We start from the raw sequence: 16,384 nt of genomic DNA, 5'->3' as shown, positions 1-16,384 counted from the left end.
TACGATCATGCGCACGCCGCCGGAGCCGCCGGCGTACGGAGGAAGGACAACCCGCGTGGAGGACGCCGTCGCGACGGTGCTGCGCCAGTGGCAGGACGTCTACCCGGACCTGGACTTCGGGCCGGTCGCCGTGATCGGCAGGCTGAACCGCTGCGCCGCACTGCTGCAGCAGGTCACCGAGACGCCCCTGGGTCGCGAAGGCCTCACCCGCCCCGAGTACGACATCCTCATCGCCCTGCGCCGCGTCGGCGGCGAGCTGACGCCGGGCCGGCTGGCCCGGGAGACCTTCGCCTCGGGCGCCGCGGTCACCAAGCGGATCAAGCTGTTGGAGGAGCGCGCCCTGGTCGCCCGCCGCCCGGACAGTCGCGACCGCCGGGTCTCCCACCTGCGGCTGACCGAGGAGGGCCGCACGCTCGTCGACCGCGTCCTGCCCGAGCAGCTCGCCTACGAGACGGGGCTGCTGTCCGGGCTCCCGGAGGGCCGCCGCGAGGAGCTGGCGGGCATCCTCGGCGAGCTCCTGCTGCTACTCGAAGGCCGCTTGGGAGCGCTTTCCGGGTGAAGCGGGCGGCCCGCGGACCCACGGCACCGGCACTTCAGCGAGCGCACATCTGCGCGCTCCGTCAAGGACACGCCAAGGCAAGGCCGCGACGGGACAGATAAGGGTGTCCCCGTCCCCCTGACCAGGGAATCGCGCCATGACCGCTTCGTACGAACTCGCTCCCGTCGTCGACACCCCGACCGACCGCCCCCGCTATTCGGTGAGCCTCGCCCAGGACGAGGCGGAGGTGCGGGCCGCACAGCGTCTGCGGCACCAGGTGTTCGCCGGGGAGATGGGGGCCGTGCTGGACACGCCCGAGCCGGGCCTGGACGTCGACGCCCTCGACGCCTTCTGCGACCACCTGCTGGTGAAGGACGACCGCACCGGCGAGGTCGTCGGCACCTACCGGCTGCTCACCCCCGCCAACGCCCGACGCGCGGGCCGCACCTACTCCGAGTCCGAGTTCGACCTGACCCGGCTCGCGCCGATCCAGCACGACATGGTCGAGGTGGGCCGCTCGTGCGTGCACGCCGACCACCGTGACGGGGCCGTCGTCGCGCTGATGTGGGGCGGCATCACCCGCTACATGGCGACCACCGGCCACAACTGGGTCGCCGGCTGCTGCTCGGTGCCGCTCACCGACGGCGGCGCGCTGGCCGCGGGCGTGTGGGACCGGGTCTCCGCCAAGAACATGGCCCCCGAGGAGTACCTGGTCTCCCCGCGCCGCCCCTGGGACCCGGCGGGCATCGTCCGCCCGGCCCGTACCACGCTGCCCGCGCTGCTCCGTGGCTACCTGCGGCTGGGCGCCTGGGTGTGCGGCGAGCCCGCCTACGACCCGGACTTCGGCGTCGCCGACCTGTTCATCCTGCTCTCGCTGGAGCGCACCGACGAGCGCTACCTGCGCCACTTCGGCGCCATCGGCTCGCTCGGATCGGTCTGAGATGGCCGCGGCGTGGTGGTCGCCGGTCGCCCCCTGCTCCCCGCAGGCGTGCGTGACCGGTGACGGTCAGGTGGTGGGCCGGGTCCGGCGGCTGCTGCGGTACGCCGCCGCGCTGGTGGTGCTGCTCACCGGCGTCGTGCTCTCGGTGCCGGTCGGCGCGCTGTGCGGCCCGGCGGGACGCGAGCGGCTGATCCGGCGCTGGACCCGCTCGGTGGCGGCGGCCTTCGGCGTCCGGGTGCGGCTGCCCGAGCCGGCGCCGCGGGAGCCGGGCCGCGGCCTGCTGGTGGTCTCCAACCACGTGTCGTGGCTGGACATCCTGCTGATCGCCGCGGTCTTCCCGGGCCGCAACGTCGCCAAGCGGGAGATCCGCGACTGGCCGGTGATCGGGCGGCTGTGCGTGCGCGGCCGCACGATCTTCATCGACCGGGAACGGATCCGCGCGCTGCCGGACACGGTGGCGGAGGTCGCGGCGGCGCTGCGCTCGGGCGCGACGGTGGTGGCCTTCCCGGAGGGCAGCACCTGGTGCGGCCGTGAGGAAGGCCGGTACCGCCGGGCGCTGTTCCAGGCCGCGCTGGACGCCGGCGCCGACGTGCAGCCGCTGCTCATCCGCTACCGGCACGCCGACGGGAGGCCCAGCACCGAGGCGGCGTTCCTCGGCGAGGACACCCTGATGGACTCGGTGCGCCGGGTGGTGGCGGCCCGCGGACTCACCGCGGAGGTGACGGCGTTCCCCCGCATCGCGGCCGGCTCGCTCCCGGACCGGCGTGCGCTCGCGGCCGCCGCCCGCCACGCCTTGGTCGCCCCCGCGCCGAGCGCGGCCGTACCGGTCCAGGCCGGTCCCCGCCAGCGCGGGACGGACGTCCGGATCGGGTCGCCCGCCCGCCGGCCGGGCGACCGGGTCGTGGGGCTTCCCGGCTGACGCCCCGTCACCGGACCGCGCCCGCCGGCAGCCGCCCACGGCGCGCCGCCGGGCGCGGTCCGGCCGCACTGGGCCCTCTTGTGACCACCCTCTCGAGTTCACAACAATGTCCATGCCAAAACCGAAAGAACTTCGGTCTCGAGAGGACCCCCCACATGAAACGACCTCTCAGAGGAGTCTTCGCGGCTGCCCTTGCGGCCCTCGCCGCGATCGCGTCCCTCGGGCTGTCCGCAGCCCCCGCCTCGGCGGCCGGCCGGCACGCCGCGGCCGCACCGGACGCCAGGGCCGCCGTCACCGTCGACTTCGCCGGGACGGTGTCGCTCAGCAACTGCTCCGGGTCGCTCATCCGCTTCCCGGGCTCCGCTTCCACCGACCCCGCCCTGGTGCTCTCCAACGGGCACTGCCTGACCAGCGGCTTCCTCGACGCCGGCGAGGTGCTGGTCAACCAGACGTCGACACGCACCTTCGGCCTGCTCAACTCCTCCGGCCGCTCGGTCGCCACGCTGCGCGCCACCAAGCTGGCGTACGCGACCATGACCGACACCGACATCTCGGTGTACCAGCTGAACCGCACCTACGCGCAGATCCAGTCCTCCTACGGGATCTCCGCGCTGGAGGTCTCCGGTACGCACCCGGTTCAGGGCACGGCCATCAAGGTCGTCTCCGGCTACTGGAAGACCATCTACAGCTGCAGCATCGACGGCTTCGTCCACCTCCTCAAGGAGGGCGACTGGACCTGGAAGGACTCGGTCCGCTACACCTCCTCGTGCAACACCATCGGCGGCACCTCGGGGTCGCCCGTCATCGACACCACGACCGGCAAGGTCGTCGCCATCAACAACACGGGGAACGAGGACGGCGGCCGCTGCACCCTCAACAACCCCTGCGAGGTGGCCGAGAACGGCACCGTCACCGTCCGCCAGGGCATCAACTACGCCGAGCAGACCTACGGGATCGGCACGTGCGTGACCACGGGCAACCGGTTCGACCTGACCCTGCCGGGATGCCTGCTCCCCAAGCCGTGACCGCGGTTCAGCGCCGGTACATCGCGTCGATCTCGGCGGCGTAGGCCTCCTCGACCGCCCGGCGCCTGAGCTTGCGGGAGGGGGTGACCAGCCCCCGCTCCTCCGTGAACGAGGCGGCCAGCACGCGGAACGAACGGATCGACTCCGCCTTCGACACCCGCGTGTTGGCCGCCGACACCGCCCGCCGCACCTCGGTCTCCAGCTCCGGGTCGCGAACCAGCTCCTGCAACCCGGCTTCGGCCTTGCCGCGCAGCCTCAGCCACTGGGTCGTCGCCTCGGTGTCCAGGGTCACCAGGGCCGTCACGTAGGGCCGGTCGTTGCCGATGACCAGGCAGTGCTCGACCAGCGGATGCTCGCGGACGCGTTCCTCCAGGACGGCAGGGGAGAGGTTCTTGCCGCTGGTGGTGACGATGATCTCCTTCTTGCGGCCGGTGATCGTCAGGTAGCCGTGCTCGTCGAGGAAGCCGATGTCGCCGGTGTGCAGCCAGCCGTCGCGCAGGGCCTGCGCCGTGGCCCCGGGGTCGCCGAGGTATCCGGAGAAGACGGCCGGGCCGCGCAGCAGGATCTCGCCCTCGTCCGAGATCCGCACGTCCGTGCCGGGCACGGGGAGGCCGACCGTGCCGTAGCGCACCCGCCCGGGCGGGTTGGCGGTGGCGGCCGAGGTGGACTCGGTGAGTCCGTAGCCCTCGTACACCGTGACCCCCGCGCCCTCCAGGAACAGCCCGAGCCGCCGCCCCATGGTGGAGCCGCCGCTCACCGCGTTGCGGACCCGACCGCCCAGCGCCTCGCGGACCTTGGCGTACACCATCCGGTCGTAGACGCGGTGCAGCACGCGCAGCGCCGCGCTCGGTCCCGGGCCGGTGCCCAGCGCACGGCGCTCGCGGGCCTCGGCGAAGCGCACGGCCACGTCGACGGCCTTGTCGAACACACCCAGGTGGCCGGCCTCCTCCGCCTTGTCGCGCGCGGCGTTGAAGACCTTCTCGAAGACGTACGGCACGGCGAGCACGAACGTCGGCCGGAACAGCGCCAGGTCGGGCAGGAGCTCGGCGGCCGTCATCTCCGGCTGGTGCCCCAGGCGCACCCTCGCCCGCACCGCCGCCACCTGGATCATGCGGCCGAAGACGTGGGCCAGCGGCAGGAAGAGCAGCACGGACGGCTGCGCGGAGGTGCCGCTGTCGAAGACCGGCCGCCAGCCGGCGATGAGGTTGTCGGTCTGGCACATGAAGTTGCCGTGGGTCAGGACGCAGCCCCGCGGGCGTCCGGTGGTGCCCGAGGTGTAGATCACGGTGGCGACGGCGTCGGGCGTGACGGCGAGCCGGTGCCGGTGGACCACGTCGTCGGAGATCCGCTCCCCGTCGGCCGCCAGCTGCTTCACCGCCCCGGAGTCCAGCTGCCAGACGCGGGTCACGGCGGGCAGCCGGTCGATCACCGAGCCCAGCGTCATGGCGTGGTCCTCGTGCTCCAGGACGCAGCCGACGGCGCCGGTGTCGTGGAGGATCCAGCGCAGCTGCTCGGCCGAGGAGGTCGGGTAGACGGGCACCGGCTGCGCCCCGATGGTCCACAGCGCGAAGTCGAAGAGCGTCCACTCGTACCGGGTGCGCGACATGATCCCCACCCGGTCCCCGAACCGCACCCCGTGCGCGAGCAGCCCCTTGGCCAGGGCCGTCACCTCGTCGCGGAACTCGGCCGTGGTCACGTCCCGCCAGCGGCCGTCCTCCTTGCGGCCCAGCCGCACCTCGTCCGGGACCTGCGCCGCGGTCTCGAACACCACGTCGGCCAGGCCGCCGGCGAGGGTGGCCGGGACCAGCGCGGGCAGACTGAATTCGCGCACGCGGGCACCTCGTGGGGGGTTGGAGCGGGCGGAGAAGCGTAACGTAACGGATCTCTCACGCACTGTCGGCCCGCGGCCGGGTCGCTGTCCCGGTTCTTCACCAAACCTCCCCCGGCGAGAGATCATGGATGCAGGAGGTGACCTCCATGACCACCAGGATCCGACTCCACGGCGGCCCCGGGGACGGTCTCACCCTCGGCATCGCACTGGGAGCCGGGGGGCAGCCCCCCGATGGCATCCTGTACGACCCGCTGGCCATCAGCGTGCAGGACGCGGGGGCGCACCAGGCGTGGCCGGACAGCGCCGCGTACTACAAGCGCCTCGAGCACATGGCCGACGAGCCGTGGGACTACGCGTACGAGAGCGAGGCCACCGCCCCCCTGGAGTGACCCGCCGGCACACCGCGGACCGTCCCGGGGCCGCCCCCCGGCCGCCGGCTGCGGCCGCCGGGGACGCACGGGCGAAAGCCGCCGTTTTGGCCGGGCGCCCCGGCCTCCGTAGAGTTCCGCAGGACACCAGTGGGAACACACGATCCAGGGAACGACGGCGGGCATGACGGCGACCGAGAACGAGCAGAGCACGGCAACGGCCTGGGAGGGCGTCCCGGGCATCGACCCGGCGCGCCTGGAGCTGTGCCTCAGCGTGCTCAGGGAGCTCGACGAGCTGCCGATCGACCACCCCGACGCGGTCACCGTGCGCAAGGCCACGGCCGGCATCTACCGGATGGTGAAGCAGCGCCGCCGGCAGGACCGGCGGGCCGCCAAGACCGCCCACGACAAGATGGTCACCGAGTCCACCGCGACCGGCTCCGCCGAGCGGATCGACGACGAGACCCAGGGGCTGCTGCCCTCCTCGTCCACGACCGGTGCGATCGCGGGCATCCTGCGGCGGCCGCGCTCCTGCTACGTGTGCAAGGGGCGCTACGTCGAGGTCGACGCCTTCTACCACCAGCTGTGCCGGGAGTGCGCGGCCGCCAACCGTGCCCGGCGCGACGCGCGCACCGACCTGACCGGCCGCCGCGCGCTGCTCACCGGCGGCCGGGCCAAGATCGGCATGTACATCGCGCTGCGGCTGCTGCGCGACGGCGCCCACACCACCGTCACCACGCGCTTCCCCGCGGACGCCATCCGGCGCTTCAAGGCGATGCCGGACAGCGAGGAGTGGATCCACCGCCTCAAGATCGTGGGGATCGACCTCCGCGACCCGGCCCAGGTCGTCGCGCTCGCCGACTCGGTGGCCGCCGAGGGCCCCCTGGACATCCTGATCAACAACGCGGCGCAGACCGTGCGCCGCTCCCCCGCCGCCTACGCGGAACTGGTGGCCGCCGAGTCCGCCCCGCTCCCGGCCGGGGCGCTGCCCGCCTCGGAGGTCTTCGGGGCCTTCGGCAGCGGTGCCCAGCCCGCGCTGCCCGCCCCCCGTGCGGAGCTGTCGGCCCGGGCCCAGGAGGTCACGGACCTGGCGCTGGTGAGCGGTTCGGCCTCGCTCGCCCGGATCGAGGCCGGCACGGCGATCGACGCCGGCGGGCTGGTCCCCGACCTCGACGCGGCGAACAGCTGGAGCCGGGCCGTGGGCGAGGTCGACCCGGTCGAGATGCTCGAAGTGCAGCTGTGCAACGAGACCGCGCCGTTCATCCTGGTCAGCAGGTTGCGCCCGGCGATGGCGGCCGCCGCCGCCCGCCGCAAGTACGTCGTGAACGTCTCCGCGATGGAGGGCAAGTTCACCCGCGGCTACAAGGGCGCGGGCCATCCGCACACCAACATGGCGAAGGCCGCGCTCAACATGCTGACCCGCACCAGCGCGCGCGAGATGCTGGAGACCGACGGCATCCTGATGACCAGCGTCGACACCGGCTGGATCACCGACGAGCGGCCCCACCCGGACAAGATGCGCCTCGCCGAAGAGGGATTCCACGCCCCGCTGGACCTCATCGACGGCGCGGCCCGGGTGTACGACCCGATCGTCCGCGGCGAGCAGGGCGAGGACCTGCACGGGGTGTTCCTCAAGGACTACGCGCCGACCGAGTGGTGAGAGCCCCGGCACCGTCCCTCAGGGCCATGTGACGGCCCGTTGCGGGACAGGTGGGACAGGCGGGGCGGCCGGTCCGCGGCTACGATCGAACCGTGGCCGAGCGAGGTTTCGCGCCCACCGCGCCCAAGCTCGTGCTCGAGACCGACGGGGACACCCGGATCCTGGTCCCGGGTCGGGAGTACCACGTCGGTCGCGACCCCGACGGTGACGTCGTCCTCGACGACCCCCGGGTGTCGTGGCACCACGCGGTGATCCGGCCCGCGGGCGACAGCTGGATGCTGCACGACCTGGGCAGCACCAACGGCACCTTCGTCAACGGCCGGCAGGTCCGGCAGTGGGGCGTCGGCCCGGGTAGCGTCATCCGCTTCGGGCACGCCGAGCAGGGGCCGTGCGCCCGGCTGAGCAGCGCCGAGGCGCCCACCGGGGTCTACCGGGCGCCGCCGATGGCCTCCCCCGCGGCGACCGGCACCTTCCGCCGCCCGACGTCGGTGCGGTCGCTGCCCGACCGCACGATCCACATCGGGCGCGCCTCCGACAACGACCTGGTCGTCTCGGACCTGCTGGTCTCGCGGCACCACGCCGAACTGCGGTCGCTGCCGGACGGCGGCTACGAGATCGTCGACCTGCACAGCCACAACGGCACCTATCTGGACGGCCAGCGCGTCGAGCGGGCGGTCGTGCACCAGGGCGACATCATCGACGTCGGTCACGCGGTCTTCCGGCTGGTCGGCGACAAGCTGCAGCAGTTCACCGACACCGGCGAGGTCTCGCTCAACGTCCGCGACCTGTCGGTGCGGGTGGACGACGGCGGCAAGGTGCTGCTGGACGACATCAGCTTCCCCGTCGGCGAGAAGTGCCTGCTGGCGGTGGTCGGGCCGAGCGGCTCCGGCAAGTCGACGCTGCTGAACGCACTGACCGGCCTGCGCCCCGCGAACCACGGCACGGTGCTCTACGACGGGCGCGACCTGTACCGCGAGTACGCGGACCTGCGCCAGCGCATCGGCCTCGTCCCGCAGGACGACATCCTGCACCAGCAGCTCCCCGTCGGGCGCGCCCTGTCGTACGCCGCCGAACTCCGCTTCCCCGGCGACACCGCCAAGGAGGAGCGGCAGGCCCGGGTGGACGAGGTGATCGCCGAACTCGGCCTGGAGGCCCGGGTGAAGCAGCCGGTCCACACCCTCTCCGGCGGCCAGCGCAAGCGCGTGAGCGTCGCCCTGGAACTGCTGACCAAGCCCTCGCTGCTCTTCCTGGACGAACCGACCTCCGGCCTGGACCCGGGGATGGACCGTTCGGTGATGACGATGCTGCGCGAGCTCGCCGACGACGGCCGCACGGTCATCGTGGTGACGCACAGCGTGCTCAGCCTGGAGGTCTGCGACCGGTTGCTGGTGATGGCCCCCGGCGGGCGCATGGCCTACTACGGGCCGCCCAGCAAGACCCTCCCCTTCTTCGGCTTCCGGCAGTGGCCGGAAGCCTTCGAGGCCTTCGAAAACGAGGAGAACCGCGACTGGGCGGGCCAGTACGAGGCCTCCCCGCTCTACGACGAGTACGTCGCGGCGGCGCTGGAACCCGCAGGACCGCAGCCCCCGGCGGAGCTCGAACCCCTGGAGCCGCCCAAGCCGCAGGGCTGGGGCGGCCAGTTGTGGACGCTGGTGCGCCGCTACACGGCGTCGCTGGCCGCCGACCGCACCTTCCTGGCGATCATGGTGGCCCTGCCCTTCGTGATGGGCGGGATGGCGCGCGCCCTGGCCGGCGGTGCGCTGGGCCGGAACAACGCGCTCAACGTGCTGCTGATCCTGTGCGTCGGCTCGGTGCTCACCGGGGCCGCCAACGCGGTCCGCGAGCTCGTCAAGGAACGGGTCATCTACCAGCGGGAGCGGGCCGTGGGCCTGTCCCGCTCGGCCTACCTGGCGTCCAAGGTCGTGGTCCTCGGAGTGATCACCGTCGCGCAGGCGGTGGTCCTGACGATGGTCGCCCTCGTCGGCGTGCGTCTGAGACCCCAGGGCGGCAGCGGGGTCCTGTTGCCGCCGCTGCTGGAGATCACGCTGGCGGTGGCGCTGCTGGCGTTCACCTCGATGATGCTCGGGCTGCTGATCTCGGCCCTGGTGCGCAAGGAGGAGGTGACCATGCCGCTGCTGGTGCTGATCGCCATCGTGCAGGTCGTCTTCTGCGGTGCCCTGCTGCCCCTGCACGGGGTCCCGGGTCTGGAGCAGTTGTCCTGGCTGGTGCCCTCGCGCTGGGCGCTGGGGGCGATGGCCGCGACGCTGGACCTGCATGCCTTCACACCCAGCAACGTGACGTCGGACCCGCTCTTCCGGCCCGTGCCCTCGATGTGGCTGCTGGACATGGGCATGCTCGTGGTGCTGTCGGTGGCCTTCGGTCTCGTCGTGGTCAGGCTGCTGCGGCAGCACGAGCCGGCCGTCATGCGGAGGTAGGCCTGATGTACGAGCCGGAGTTCGTCCCCACCCATGTCGCCCCGGCGGGCGGACTGCCCACCTGGCGGGCGCCGGACGACTCCAGCCCCTCCGCGGGGCTGGACCCCCTGCTGCCGGTGCGGGTGACCGAGCACCGGGGCGACTGGGCGCGGATCGTGTGCTCCAACGGCTGGTCCGCGTGGGTGGACGGACGGCTGCTGATCACGGTGCCGCAGGGCCCTCCTGCGGCGGGCGGCTCCCCGGCGCGCACGGCGGACGCCCGTCCGCTGCTGGGCCGGCTGGTGGAGGCGCTCGGCTCGTACCGGACCTTGGTGCAGGACCTCGCGGCCGGGACGATCGACCTGGAGACCTTCGACCGGGGAACGAGCGGGATGCGGATCGGCGCCGTCGTGGACGGCGACGCCGTCTGGCTCTTCGACGCCGAGCACGACCGCTGGTGCTACTGCGACGGCGCCCGCATGGCGACCTACGCCGCCGCCGAACCGCCCGAGATGCGGCCCGGCGAACCCCCGCCCCCGGCGGAGCCGCCGCTGCGCGACGACGCGTCCCCGACCGAGACCCACCCGATCACCTGGACGGGCGAATCCTGAGGCGGATGCCAGGGCCGACGGCCGGTACTGCCCGGGCCACGCGCCGATGCCCAGGACACAGCCGTCGCCGCCGCGGCAACGGCCGGCTCGCCCCGGGCCAGGATGGAAGCGGCCCGGCCGGCTGCCACGCCCCACAGCGCGGCGATGCCGGCCGCGGCCCCCCACGCGACGGCGCCCGGATCGCCACCCGCAGAGCCCGAACCGGCCCCGGCCCGGCAGACCTGCCGCCGGACGGCCCGCAGCATGGCACGAACCCGTCGGATCACCCGGACGGGCAAACCTCCGCCTTGGACGGGGCCGCCGCCGGGGCAGGCGTCAGCGGGACGGGCCGGTGCCAGGATGCGGGCGGCCATGCTGCCGAGCAGGTGTGCCGCCACGCCCGGCAGCCCGGAATGCCAGCCGCGGCTCCGCACGCGACGGCGCCCGAACTGCCACCCGCAGCCCGGCCCCGGCCCGGCAGACGTGCCGCCGCGAGAACCCCGGCACGGACCCGTCCCCCACCCGGACGGACAACCCCGAGGGGCCGCCCGGCACGGCCTCAGGTCGCCTTGCGACCACGCGTTGACCGCGGTCGCGGTCCGCCGAGCAACCGGGCGCAGCCCGCCGCGACGGCCTCAGCGGGCCGGAGCGCCCGGGCGGGCGGTGCGGGCGCGGGCGAGCAGGTGGACGGCCATGCTGCCGAGCAGGCCTGCCGCCGCACCCCGCAGCGCGGCGATGCCGGCCGCGGCCCCCCCACGCGACGCTCAGCGGGCCGCAGCGTCCCGGCGGGCGGTGCGGCCGCGGGCCAGCAGGTGGACGGCCATGCTGCCGAGCAGGCCTGCGGCCACGCCCCACAGCGCGGCGATGCCGATCGCGGGGAGCAGGTTCGGGAGCAGCACGATGGAACCGCCGAGGCCGCCGGTGTCGGACGGGTCGCCGATGCCGAACAGCGACAGGCCGTAGTGCGCGTCGATCCGGGTGAGCACGCCGATCAGCAGCATGGCCGCCGCGGACGCCACCCCCAGGTGGACGGCGTTGCGCACGTGCCCCGTGCCGGGTCGCGCGCGCCAAGCGGTGGCCCAGCCCGCGCCCAGCATGGCGACGGCGGCGGCGACCACCAGCCACCAGGCCCTGCCGTCGTGCTCGGAGAGCGACGCGAGGTCGAGGGTGGCCTCCCCGTCCCCGCTGCGCAGCACGGCGGCCAGGGCCTCCGGCATCGGCACACCCAGCGCCCCCTGCACGCTGCCGTGCCATGAGGCGCCCATGCCGAGACCGAGGGCGAGCCATGCCACGTTCGGCAGGCCGAGGAAGACGACGGCGAAGCTGTCCGCGGGCTCCGCGCGCGTGGAGGCGGTGACCACCGCGACCACGGCGCCGCCGACCACGTAGGCGAGCAGGACGCCCACCATGGCGCGGGCGGCCGGCCGGACGACGGTGTGCACGGGCACCAGCCGGGAGGGCAGGGGCGCCCGCCGTGACACGGCGAAGGCCAGGAGGAGGACGACGGCCAGCCAGAGCAGCCCGGCGACGACCGTGACCGGGACGTCGGCGCGGAAACCGACGGTGGGGGTGATGCCCAACAGGTCGCCGAGGTCGTTGAGGAACTCCTCGCCCGTGGAGATGGTGAAGGTGTGGCGTGCGCCGAGGGCGATCAGCAGCGTGACGAGGGCCCACAGCACGCCCGTCCGGACGAAGAGCCACAGCAGCCGGTCCCCGGCCACCACCGCGTGCCGGCGCAGCGGCCGTACGACCACGTAGGCGGTGACGAGGGCTCCGGCCAGGGCGACGGACAGCGGGAAGACGGTCACCGCCGCGTCCGACCGGGCGATGGTGCCCGCGCCGCCCTCCAGGCCGACCCGGCCCCCGACGGCCATGACCACGGTGGCGGCGATGACGGGCAGGAAGGCGCCCTGCGGCAGCTCGGAGGCCCCCGCGAGCCACAGGCCCAGGGCCGCCACGACCACCATGACGGCGTACCCGGCCACGACCGCGGCGAGTGCGTGCAGCCAGCCGTGGGTGGGCCCCGGGGCCGGGTGCGGGGCGGAGGGCGGATGCCGGGTCACGGTGTCAGGCTAAGCAGCCCCGCGGCAGCCCGCCCGTCCGGAATGTCCCGGCTTGCGGCCCGGCCGGAGGGTGGACGGAGAATGCGGGGTGACCTCACCCCCGCCCCAGGAGCCACCCGGCACCCCCGGCCCCGGCCACGACCCGCCCGCGCACGCCCGCCGTCCGTGGTGGACGTCGAGCGCCGGGCTGTCGGCCCTGGCGGCGCTGGGGGCCGCGGCGCTCGTCCTGGCGGTCTTCCTGGTCACACGGGGCGGCGACGGAGGCACGGCGGCGCCCGGGCGCAGCCCGTCACCGACCCGGCCGCAGGTCGTGCTCCAGCCGGCGCGGGTGGCGGGCCTCGACTCCTTCACCGCGAGCACGGCCGAGGAGTCCCCGCCCCCGGACGCCCCGGCGCCCACCCTGACCCCGAAGCCCTCCGCCACGTACGGGGCGCCGAGCGTCTCCGGTGGTACGAGCGCCCTGTACGGCGGCACCAAGGGCGAGGCCGCCTGCGACGTCGCCGAGCAGACCGCATCCCTGACCGCGGACCCCGGCAAGGCGGCCGCCTTCGCCCGGGTGGCGGGCATCGACGCCGACGGGATCGGGCGGCACCTGAAGTCGCTCACCCCCGCGCTGCTGCGCGCCGACACCAGGGTCACCGGCCACGGCTTCGCGGACGGCTCCGCGACCTCCTTCCCGGCGGTGCTGGAGGCGGGCACGGCGGTGCTCGTCGACGACCGCGGCGTGCCCCGGGTGCGCTGCGCGGGCGGCAATCCGCTGTCGGCGCCGAAAGCGGTCGAGGGTGCCGGCCACTCCGGGAAAGCGTGGCCCGGCTTCCGGGAGTCGGAGGTGGTCGCGGTGCGCCCCGCCCCGCAGGCGCACCGGTCGTTCGTCCTGTACGACGCGGGACGCGACGAGCTGTTCCGCCGCCCGGTGGGCACGAGGGGCGCCGACGACACCTGGGTGCGCTGACCCGGGCCACCGGGCCCGTGGCCTACGCCACCGTGAACCTCGCCTTGAACACCGCCGTGAACGGCGGTGACACGTCGGGGACTTCTCGGACGGGGAGCGCTACCGGCAGGTGCCCCGCGAGCCGTGCACGTGGCCGGTTTCCGTCGGTCAGGAGTGCTCCTGCAGGCGCGGGCCGTACATGTCCAGCATCCTGGCCCGGGCCGAACCCAGCCGCTGGGCGATGGTCTGCGCGGCGGCCAGCACGATGGCCTGGCCCAGCACCGGGTTGTCCCGGCACAGGTCGCGGATCTCGGCCGCCCCGAACTCGTACGCCCCCACCGAGCCCAGCGCGTGGGCGCCGACCTGCCAGCGGTAGGGAGGGAACAGCCAGGACCAGCCGACGAGTTCGCCGGGCCCCAGGGTCTCGACGGAGACGGCACCTCGGCCGGGCACGTCCATGTCGATGGAGACGGCACCCGACTCGACCACCCAGAACCGGTCGGCGAATCTGCCCTCGTCGCAGATGCGCCAGCTCTGCGGGAAGCTGACCTTCCTGGCGTGCTCCAGGAAGGCTCGGCGATGGGCCGGCGGGAGTGAGTCCAGCATGGTCACCGTGCTGCTCATCGGCGCATCCTCCTGCTCCCTTCCACACCCCCTGACCTCAGGGTACGGTCACTCACCTGCCGTCGCAGGGAGGTGACCGGCCAACCAGTCACGCGCCAGGTGAGCCACCTCGTCGAGCGCTCCCGGCTCCTCGAACAGGTGGGTCGCGCCGGGCACCACGTGGAGCAGGCTGGGGCACTCGAGCGCCTCCTGTGCGCGCTGGTTCAGCTCCAGGACCGTGGTGTCCCGGCCGCCGACGATGAGCAGGGTGGGCGCCCTGACCTCGCCGAGCCGGGGCATGGCCAGATCGGGACGGCCGCCCCGGGACACCACCGAGGAGACGTACGGGGCGGCCCGGGGGTCGGCCGCGGCCCACAGCGCGGCGGCCGCGCCGGTACTGGCCCCGAAGTAGGCGAGCGGCAGGTTCTCCCCGCGGGCCCACGCGGTGACCTCGACCAGACGGCCGGCGAGCAGTTCGACGTCGAAGACGTTGGCCCGGTCCGCCTCCTCGGCGGAGGTGAGGAGGTCGAACAGCAGGGTGCCGAGGCCGGCCTGGTTGAGGGCGGCGGCCACGGCCCGGTTGCGCGGGCTGTGCCGGCTGCTGCCGGTGCCGTGGGCGAAGACCACCAGGGCCCGTGCGTCGGCGGGCATGGTCAGCGTCCCGGCGAGCCGCACCCCGGCCTCGCCACCCACGGCCAGGTCCACCTCGGTGGTCCGCGGTCCCCGGGCGGCGGCCTGTTTGAGCAGCCCGGACACCTCGTCGTCGGCGGTCTGGGAGAAGTCGTGGTACCACTCCCCCACCGCGAAGAAGGCGCTCGGCGCCGACAGGCACACCACGTCGTCGGCGGCGTGCCGCAGGGCGGGCAGCGACTGGGGCGAGGCCACGGGCACGGCGAGGACGACCCGGGCGGCGCCCTGGGAGCGGGCCACCTCGCAGGCGGCGAGGGCGGTGGCGCCGGTGGCGACGCCGTCGTCGACGAGGAGCACCGTACGGCCGGCCAGTGGCGTGCGCGGGCGCCCCTCGCGGAAGCGGTGCGCCTGCCGGGCCAGCTCGGCCTCCTCGCGGTGCTCGACGGTGTCGATGTCGGCGCGGGAGACGTGGCTCATGCGGACGATGTCGTCGCTGAGCACCTTGGCGCCGCCCTCGCCGATGGCGCCGAAGCCCAGCTCCCGGTGGTACGGGACGCCGAGCTTGCGGACGACGATCACGTCCAGGGGTGCGTGCAGGGCGCGGGCCACCTCGTAGGCGACGACCACGCCGCCGCGGGGCAGCCCGAGCACGATGGGGTTGTCGAATTCCAGATGCCGCAGCCGCTCGGCGAGCTGCCGTCCGGCATCCGCGCGGTCTGTGAAGTGCATGGTTCCACCCCCGCGAGCGGGGAGATGCGGGGCTTCTTACGACCTACCCTGAATGGGGAGCAGCAAGCAACCGGCAGGGACCGCGCGATGTCCGTGCTCGTGGGAACCTCGGGATGGCAGTACCGGGACTGGCGCGGCGTGCTGTACCCGCCCCAGGTGCCGCAGCGGCTGTGGCTGGAGGAGTACGCGCGCCGTTTCGGCACGGTCGAGAGCAACAACGCGTTCTACCGCCTGCCGTCCCGGGAGCTCTTCGCGAGCTGGCGCGAGCACACGCCCGAGGGCTTCGTGATGGCGGTCAAGGCCAGCCGCTACCTGACCCACATGAAGCGGCTGCGCGACCCGGAGGAGCCGGTGCGGCGGCTGCTGACGCACGCCGAGGGGCTCGGCGACCGGCTGGGGCCGGTGCTGCTGCAGCTCCCGCCGAACCTGAGGGCCGACGCCCGGGTCCTGGAGGCGTGCCTGCACTGCTTCCCCGAGGGCGTACGGGTGGCCGTCGAGCCGCGGCACGCCTCCTGGTGGACCCCCGAGATCCGGGCCCTGCTGAAGCGCCGCGGCGCCGCGCTGTGCTGGGCCGACCGGCGGGCACGCCCTGCGACGCCGTTGTGGCGCACCGCGGACTGGGGGTACGTGCGCTTCCATGAGGGCATCGCCCGGCCGTGGCCCCGCTACGGCTCCCGGGCGCTGACCACCTGGGCACACCGCATCGCGGACACCTGGCCGGAGGGCTCCGACGTGTTTGTGTACTTCAACAACGACCCCGGCGGGGCGGCCGTCCTGGACGCCGACGCCTTCCGTGAGGCGGTCCGCCAGGTGCGGCCGTCGTGATCCGGCGGCGGGTCGTCGTGACGGGCGACGTCCAGGGGGTGTACTTCCGGGACACCTGCCGAATGACGGCGGACGAGAGCGGGGTCGCCGGCTGGGTCCGCAACCGGCCGGACGGCACGGTCGAGGCGGTCTTCGAGGGTCCGCCGGAGGCGGTGGAACGGATGGTGGCCTGGTCGCACGAGGGCTCACCGCTGTCCATCGTGGACCGTGTGGAGGTCGTCGAGGAGGAGCCGGAGGGGCTCACCGGCTTCGAGATCCGTCCCACCCCCTGGCGCGGCTGAGGGCCCGCGCGAGGGCGGCGCGGCCGATGTGCGGGGC

The 16,384-nt window shown here is 74.0% G+C and carries 15 protein-coding genes; 11 read left to right on the top strand and 4 right to left on the bottom strand.

Features of this window, described 5'->3' with window-relative positions; all coding sequences use genetic code 11:
- Positions 1–7 precede the first annotated feature (7 nt).
- The 4 genes from ABZ312_RS21435 to ABZ312_RS21420 all read left to right on the top strand — a co-directional run bounded on the left by ABZ312_RS21435 (position 8) and on the right by ABZ312_RS21420 (position 3,422).
- On the top strand, positions 8–559 hold the full coding sequence (locus ABZ312_RS21435) for a MarR family winged helix-turn-helix transcriptional regulator (RefSeq protein ID WP_500323400.1): 552 nt from the start codon (positions 8–10) through the stop codon (positions 557–559).
- Between the two features lie 136 nt (positions 560–695).
- Positions 696–1,478 carry a GNAT family N-acetyltransferase gene (locus ABZ312_RS21430; protein ID WP_500323158.1) on the top strand — a complete coding sequence of 261 codons (783 nt, stop codon included), beginning with the start codon at positions 696–698 and terminating at the stop codon, positions 1,476–1,478.
- Position 1,479: 1 nt separating this feature from the next.
- Positions 1,480–2,397 carry a lysophospholipid acyltransferase family protein gene (locus ABZ312_RS21425; RefSeq protein ID WP_500360203.1) on the top strand — a complete coding sequence of 306 codons (918 nt, stop codon included), beginning with the start codon at positions 1,480–1,482 and terminating at the stop codon, positions 2,395–2,397.
- 155 nt (positions 2,398–2,552) lie between these two features.
- A complete protein-coding gene (locus ABZ312_RS21420) occupies positions 2,553–3,422 on the top strand; it encodes a S1 family peptidase (RefSeq protein ID WP_500360202.1) in 870 nt (289 codons plus the stop codon).
- Positions 3,423–3,429: 7 nt separating this feature from the next.
- On the opposite strand, the gene ABZ312_RS21415 is transcribed toward ABZ312_RS21420, so the two are convergent.
- Entirely contained in the window at positions 3,430–5,253 is a 1,824-nt protein-coding gene (locus tag ABZ312_RS21415) for an AMP-dependent synthetase/ligase (protein ID WP_500438493.1), read from the bottom strand.
- A 146-nt stretch (positions 5,254–5,399) separates the two neighbouring features.
- Between ABZ312_RS21415 and ABZ312_RS21410 the strand changes: the two genes are divergently transcribed.
- From ABZ312_RS21410 to ABZ312_RS21395, 4 genes are all read left to right on the top strand, one after another.
- Positions 5,400–5,642, top strand: a complete 243-nt coding sequence (locus ABZ312_RS21410) for a hypothetical protein (RefSeq protein WP_499515380.1) — start codon at positions 5,400–5,402, stop codon at positions 5,640–5,642.
- A 163-nt stretch (positions 5,643–5,805) separates the two neighbouring features.
- Entirely contained in the window at positions 5,806–7,281 is a 1,476-nt protein-coding gene (locus ABZ312_RS21405; protein ID WP_500323153.1) for an SDR family NAD(P)-dependent oxidoreductase, read from the top strand.
- A gap of 92 nt (positions 7,282–7,373) precedes the next feature.
- The gene (locus ABZ312_RS21400; RefSeq protein ID WP_500323151.1) at positions 7,374–9,716 is read left to right on the top strand and encodes an FHA domain-containing protein; all 2,343 of its coding nucleotides are present in this window, start codon (positions 7,374–7,376) and stop codon (positions 9,714–9,716) included.
- 5 nt (positions 9,717–9,721) lie between these two features.
- Complete coding sequence (locus ABZ312_RS21395) at positions 9,722–10,306, top strand: hypothetical protein (protein WP_500323150.1); 585 nt, start codon at positions 9,722–9,724, stop codon at positions 10,304–10,306.
- 743 nt (positions 10,307–11,049) lie between these two features.
- Here the strand turns inward: ABZ312_RS21395 and ABZ312_RS21390 are convergent.
- Positions 11,050–12,348, bottom strand: a complete 1,299-nt coding sequence (locus ABZ312_RS21390; protein WP_500323148.1) for a streptophobe family protein — start codon at positions 12,346–12,348, stop codon at positions 11,050–11,052.
- Between the two features lie 88 nt (positions 12,349–12,436).
- Here ABZ312_RS21390 and ABZ312_RS21385 point away from each other — a divergent pair, with 88 nt between their 5' ends.
- The gene (locus ABZ312_RS21385) at positions 12,437–13,300 is read left to right on the top strand and encodes a DUF6777 domain-containing protein (RefSeq protein WP_500438491.1); all 864 of its coding nucleotides are present in this window, start codon (positions 12,437–12,439) and stop codon (positions 13,298–13,300) included.
- 147 nt (positions 13,301–13,447) lie between these two features.
- Here the strand turns inward: ABZ312_RS21385 and ABZ312_RS21380 are convergent, their stop codons facing one another.
- Both ABZ312_RS21380 and ABZ312_RS21375 read right to left on the bottom strand, forming a co-directional pair.
- Positions 13,448–13,903 carry a Crp/Fnr family transcriptional regulator gene (locus tag ABZ312_RS21380; protein WP_499515374.1) on the bottom strand — a complete coding sequence of 152 codons (456 nt, stop codon included), beginning with the start codon at positions 13,901–13,903 and terminating at the stop codon, positions 13,448–13,450.
- Between the two features lie 48 nt (positions 13,904–13,951).
- Complete coding sequence (locus ABZ312_RS21375; protein ID WP_500323145.1) at positions 13,952–15,241, bottom strand: alpha/beta family hydrolase; 1,290 nt, start codon at positions 15,239–15,241, stop codon at positions 13,952–13,954.
- A gap of 87 nt (positions 15,242–15,328) precedes the next feature.
- Here ABZ312_RS21375 and ABZ312_RS21370 point away from each other — a divergent pair, with 87 nt between their 5' ends.
- Complete coding sequence (locus ABZ312_RS21370) at positions 15,329–16,066, top strand: DUF72 domain-containing protein (RefSeq protein ID WP_500323144.1); 738 nt, start codon at positions 15,329–15,331, stop codon at positions 16,064–16,066.
- Positions 16,063–16,347, top strand: coding sequence for an acylphosphatase (locus ABZ312_RS21365; protein WP_500323143.1), 285 nt, complete (start codon positions 16,063–16,065; stop codon positions 16,345–16,347). Before ABZ312_RS21370 ends, ABZ312_RS21365 begins: the two co-directional genes overlap by 4 nt.
- Positions 16,348–16,384 lie beyond the last annotated feature (37 nt).

The organism is Streptomyces sp. NPDC006207, from assembly GCF_040613835.1.
GTDB lineage: Bacteria > Actinomycetota > Actinomycetes > Streptomycetales > Streptomycetaceae > Actinacidiphila.
Note: the sequence above shows the minus strand (reverse complement) of the source record. Positions and strands in the feature narration are given on the sequence as shown.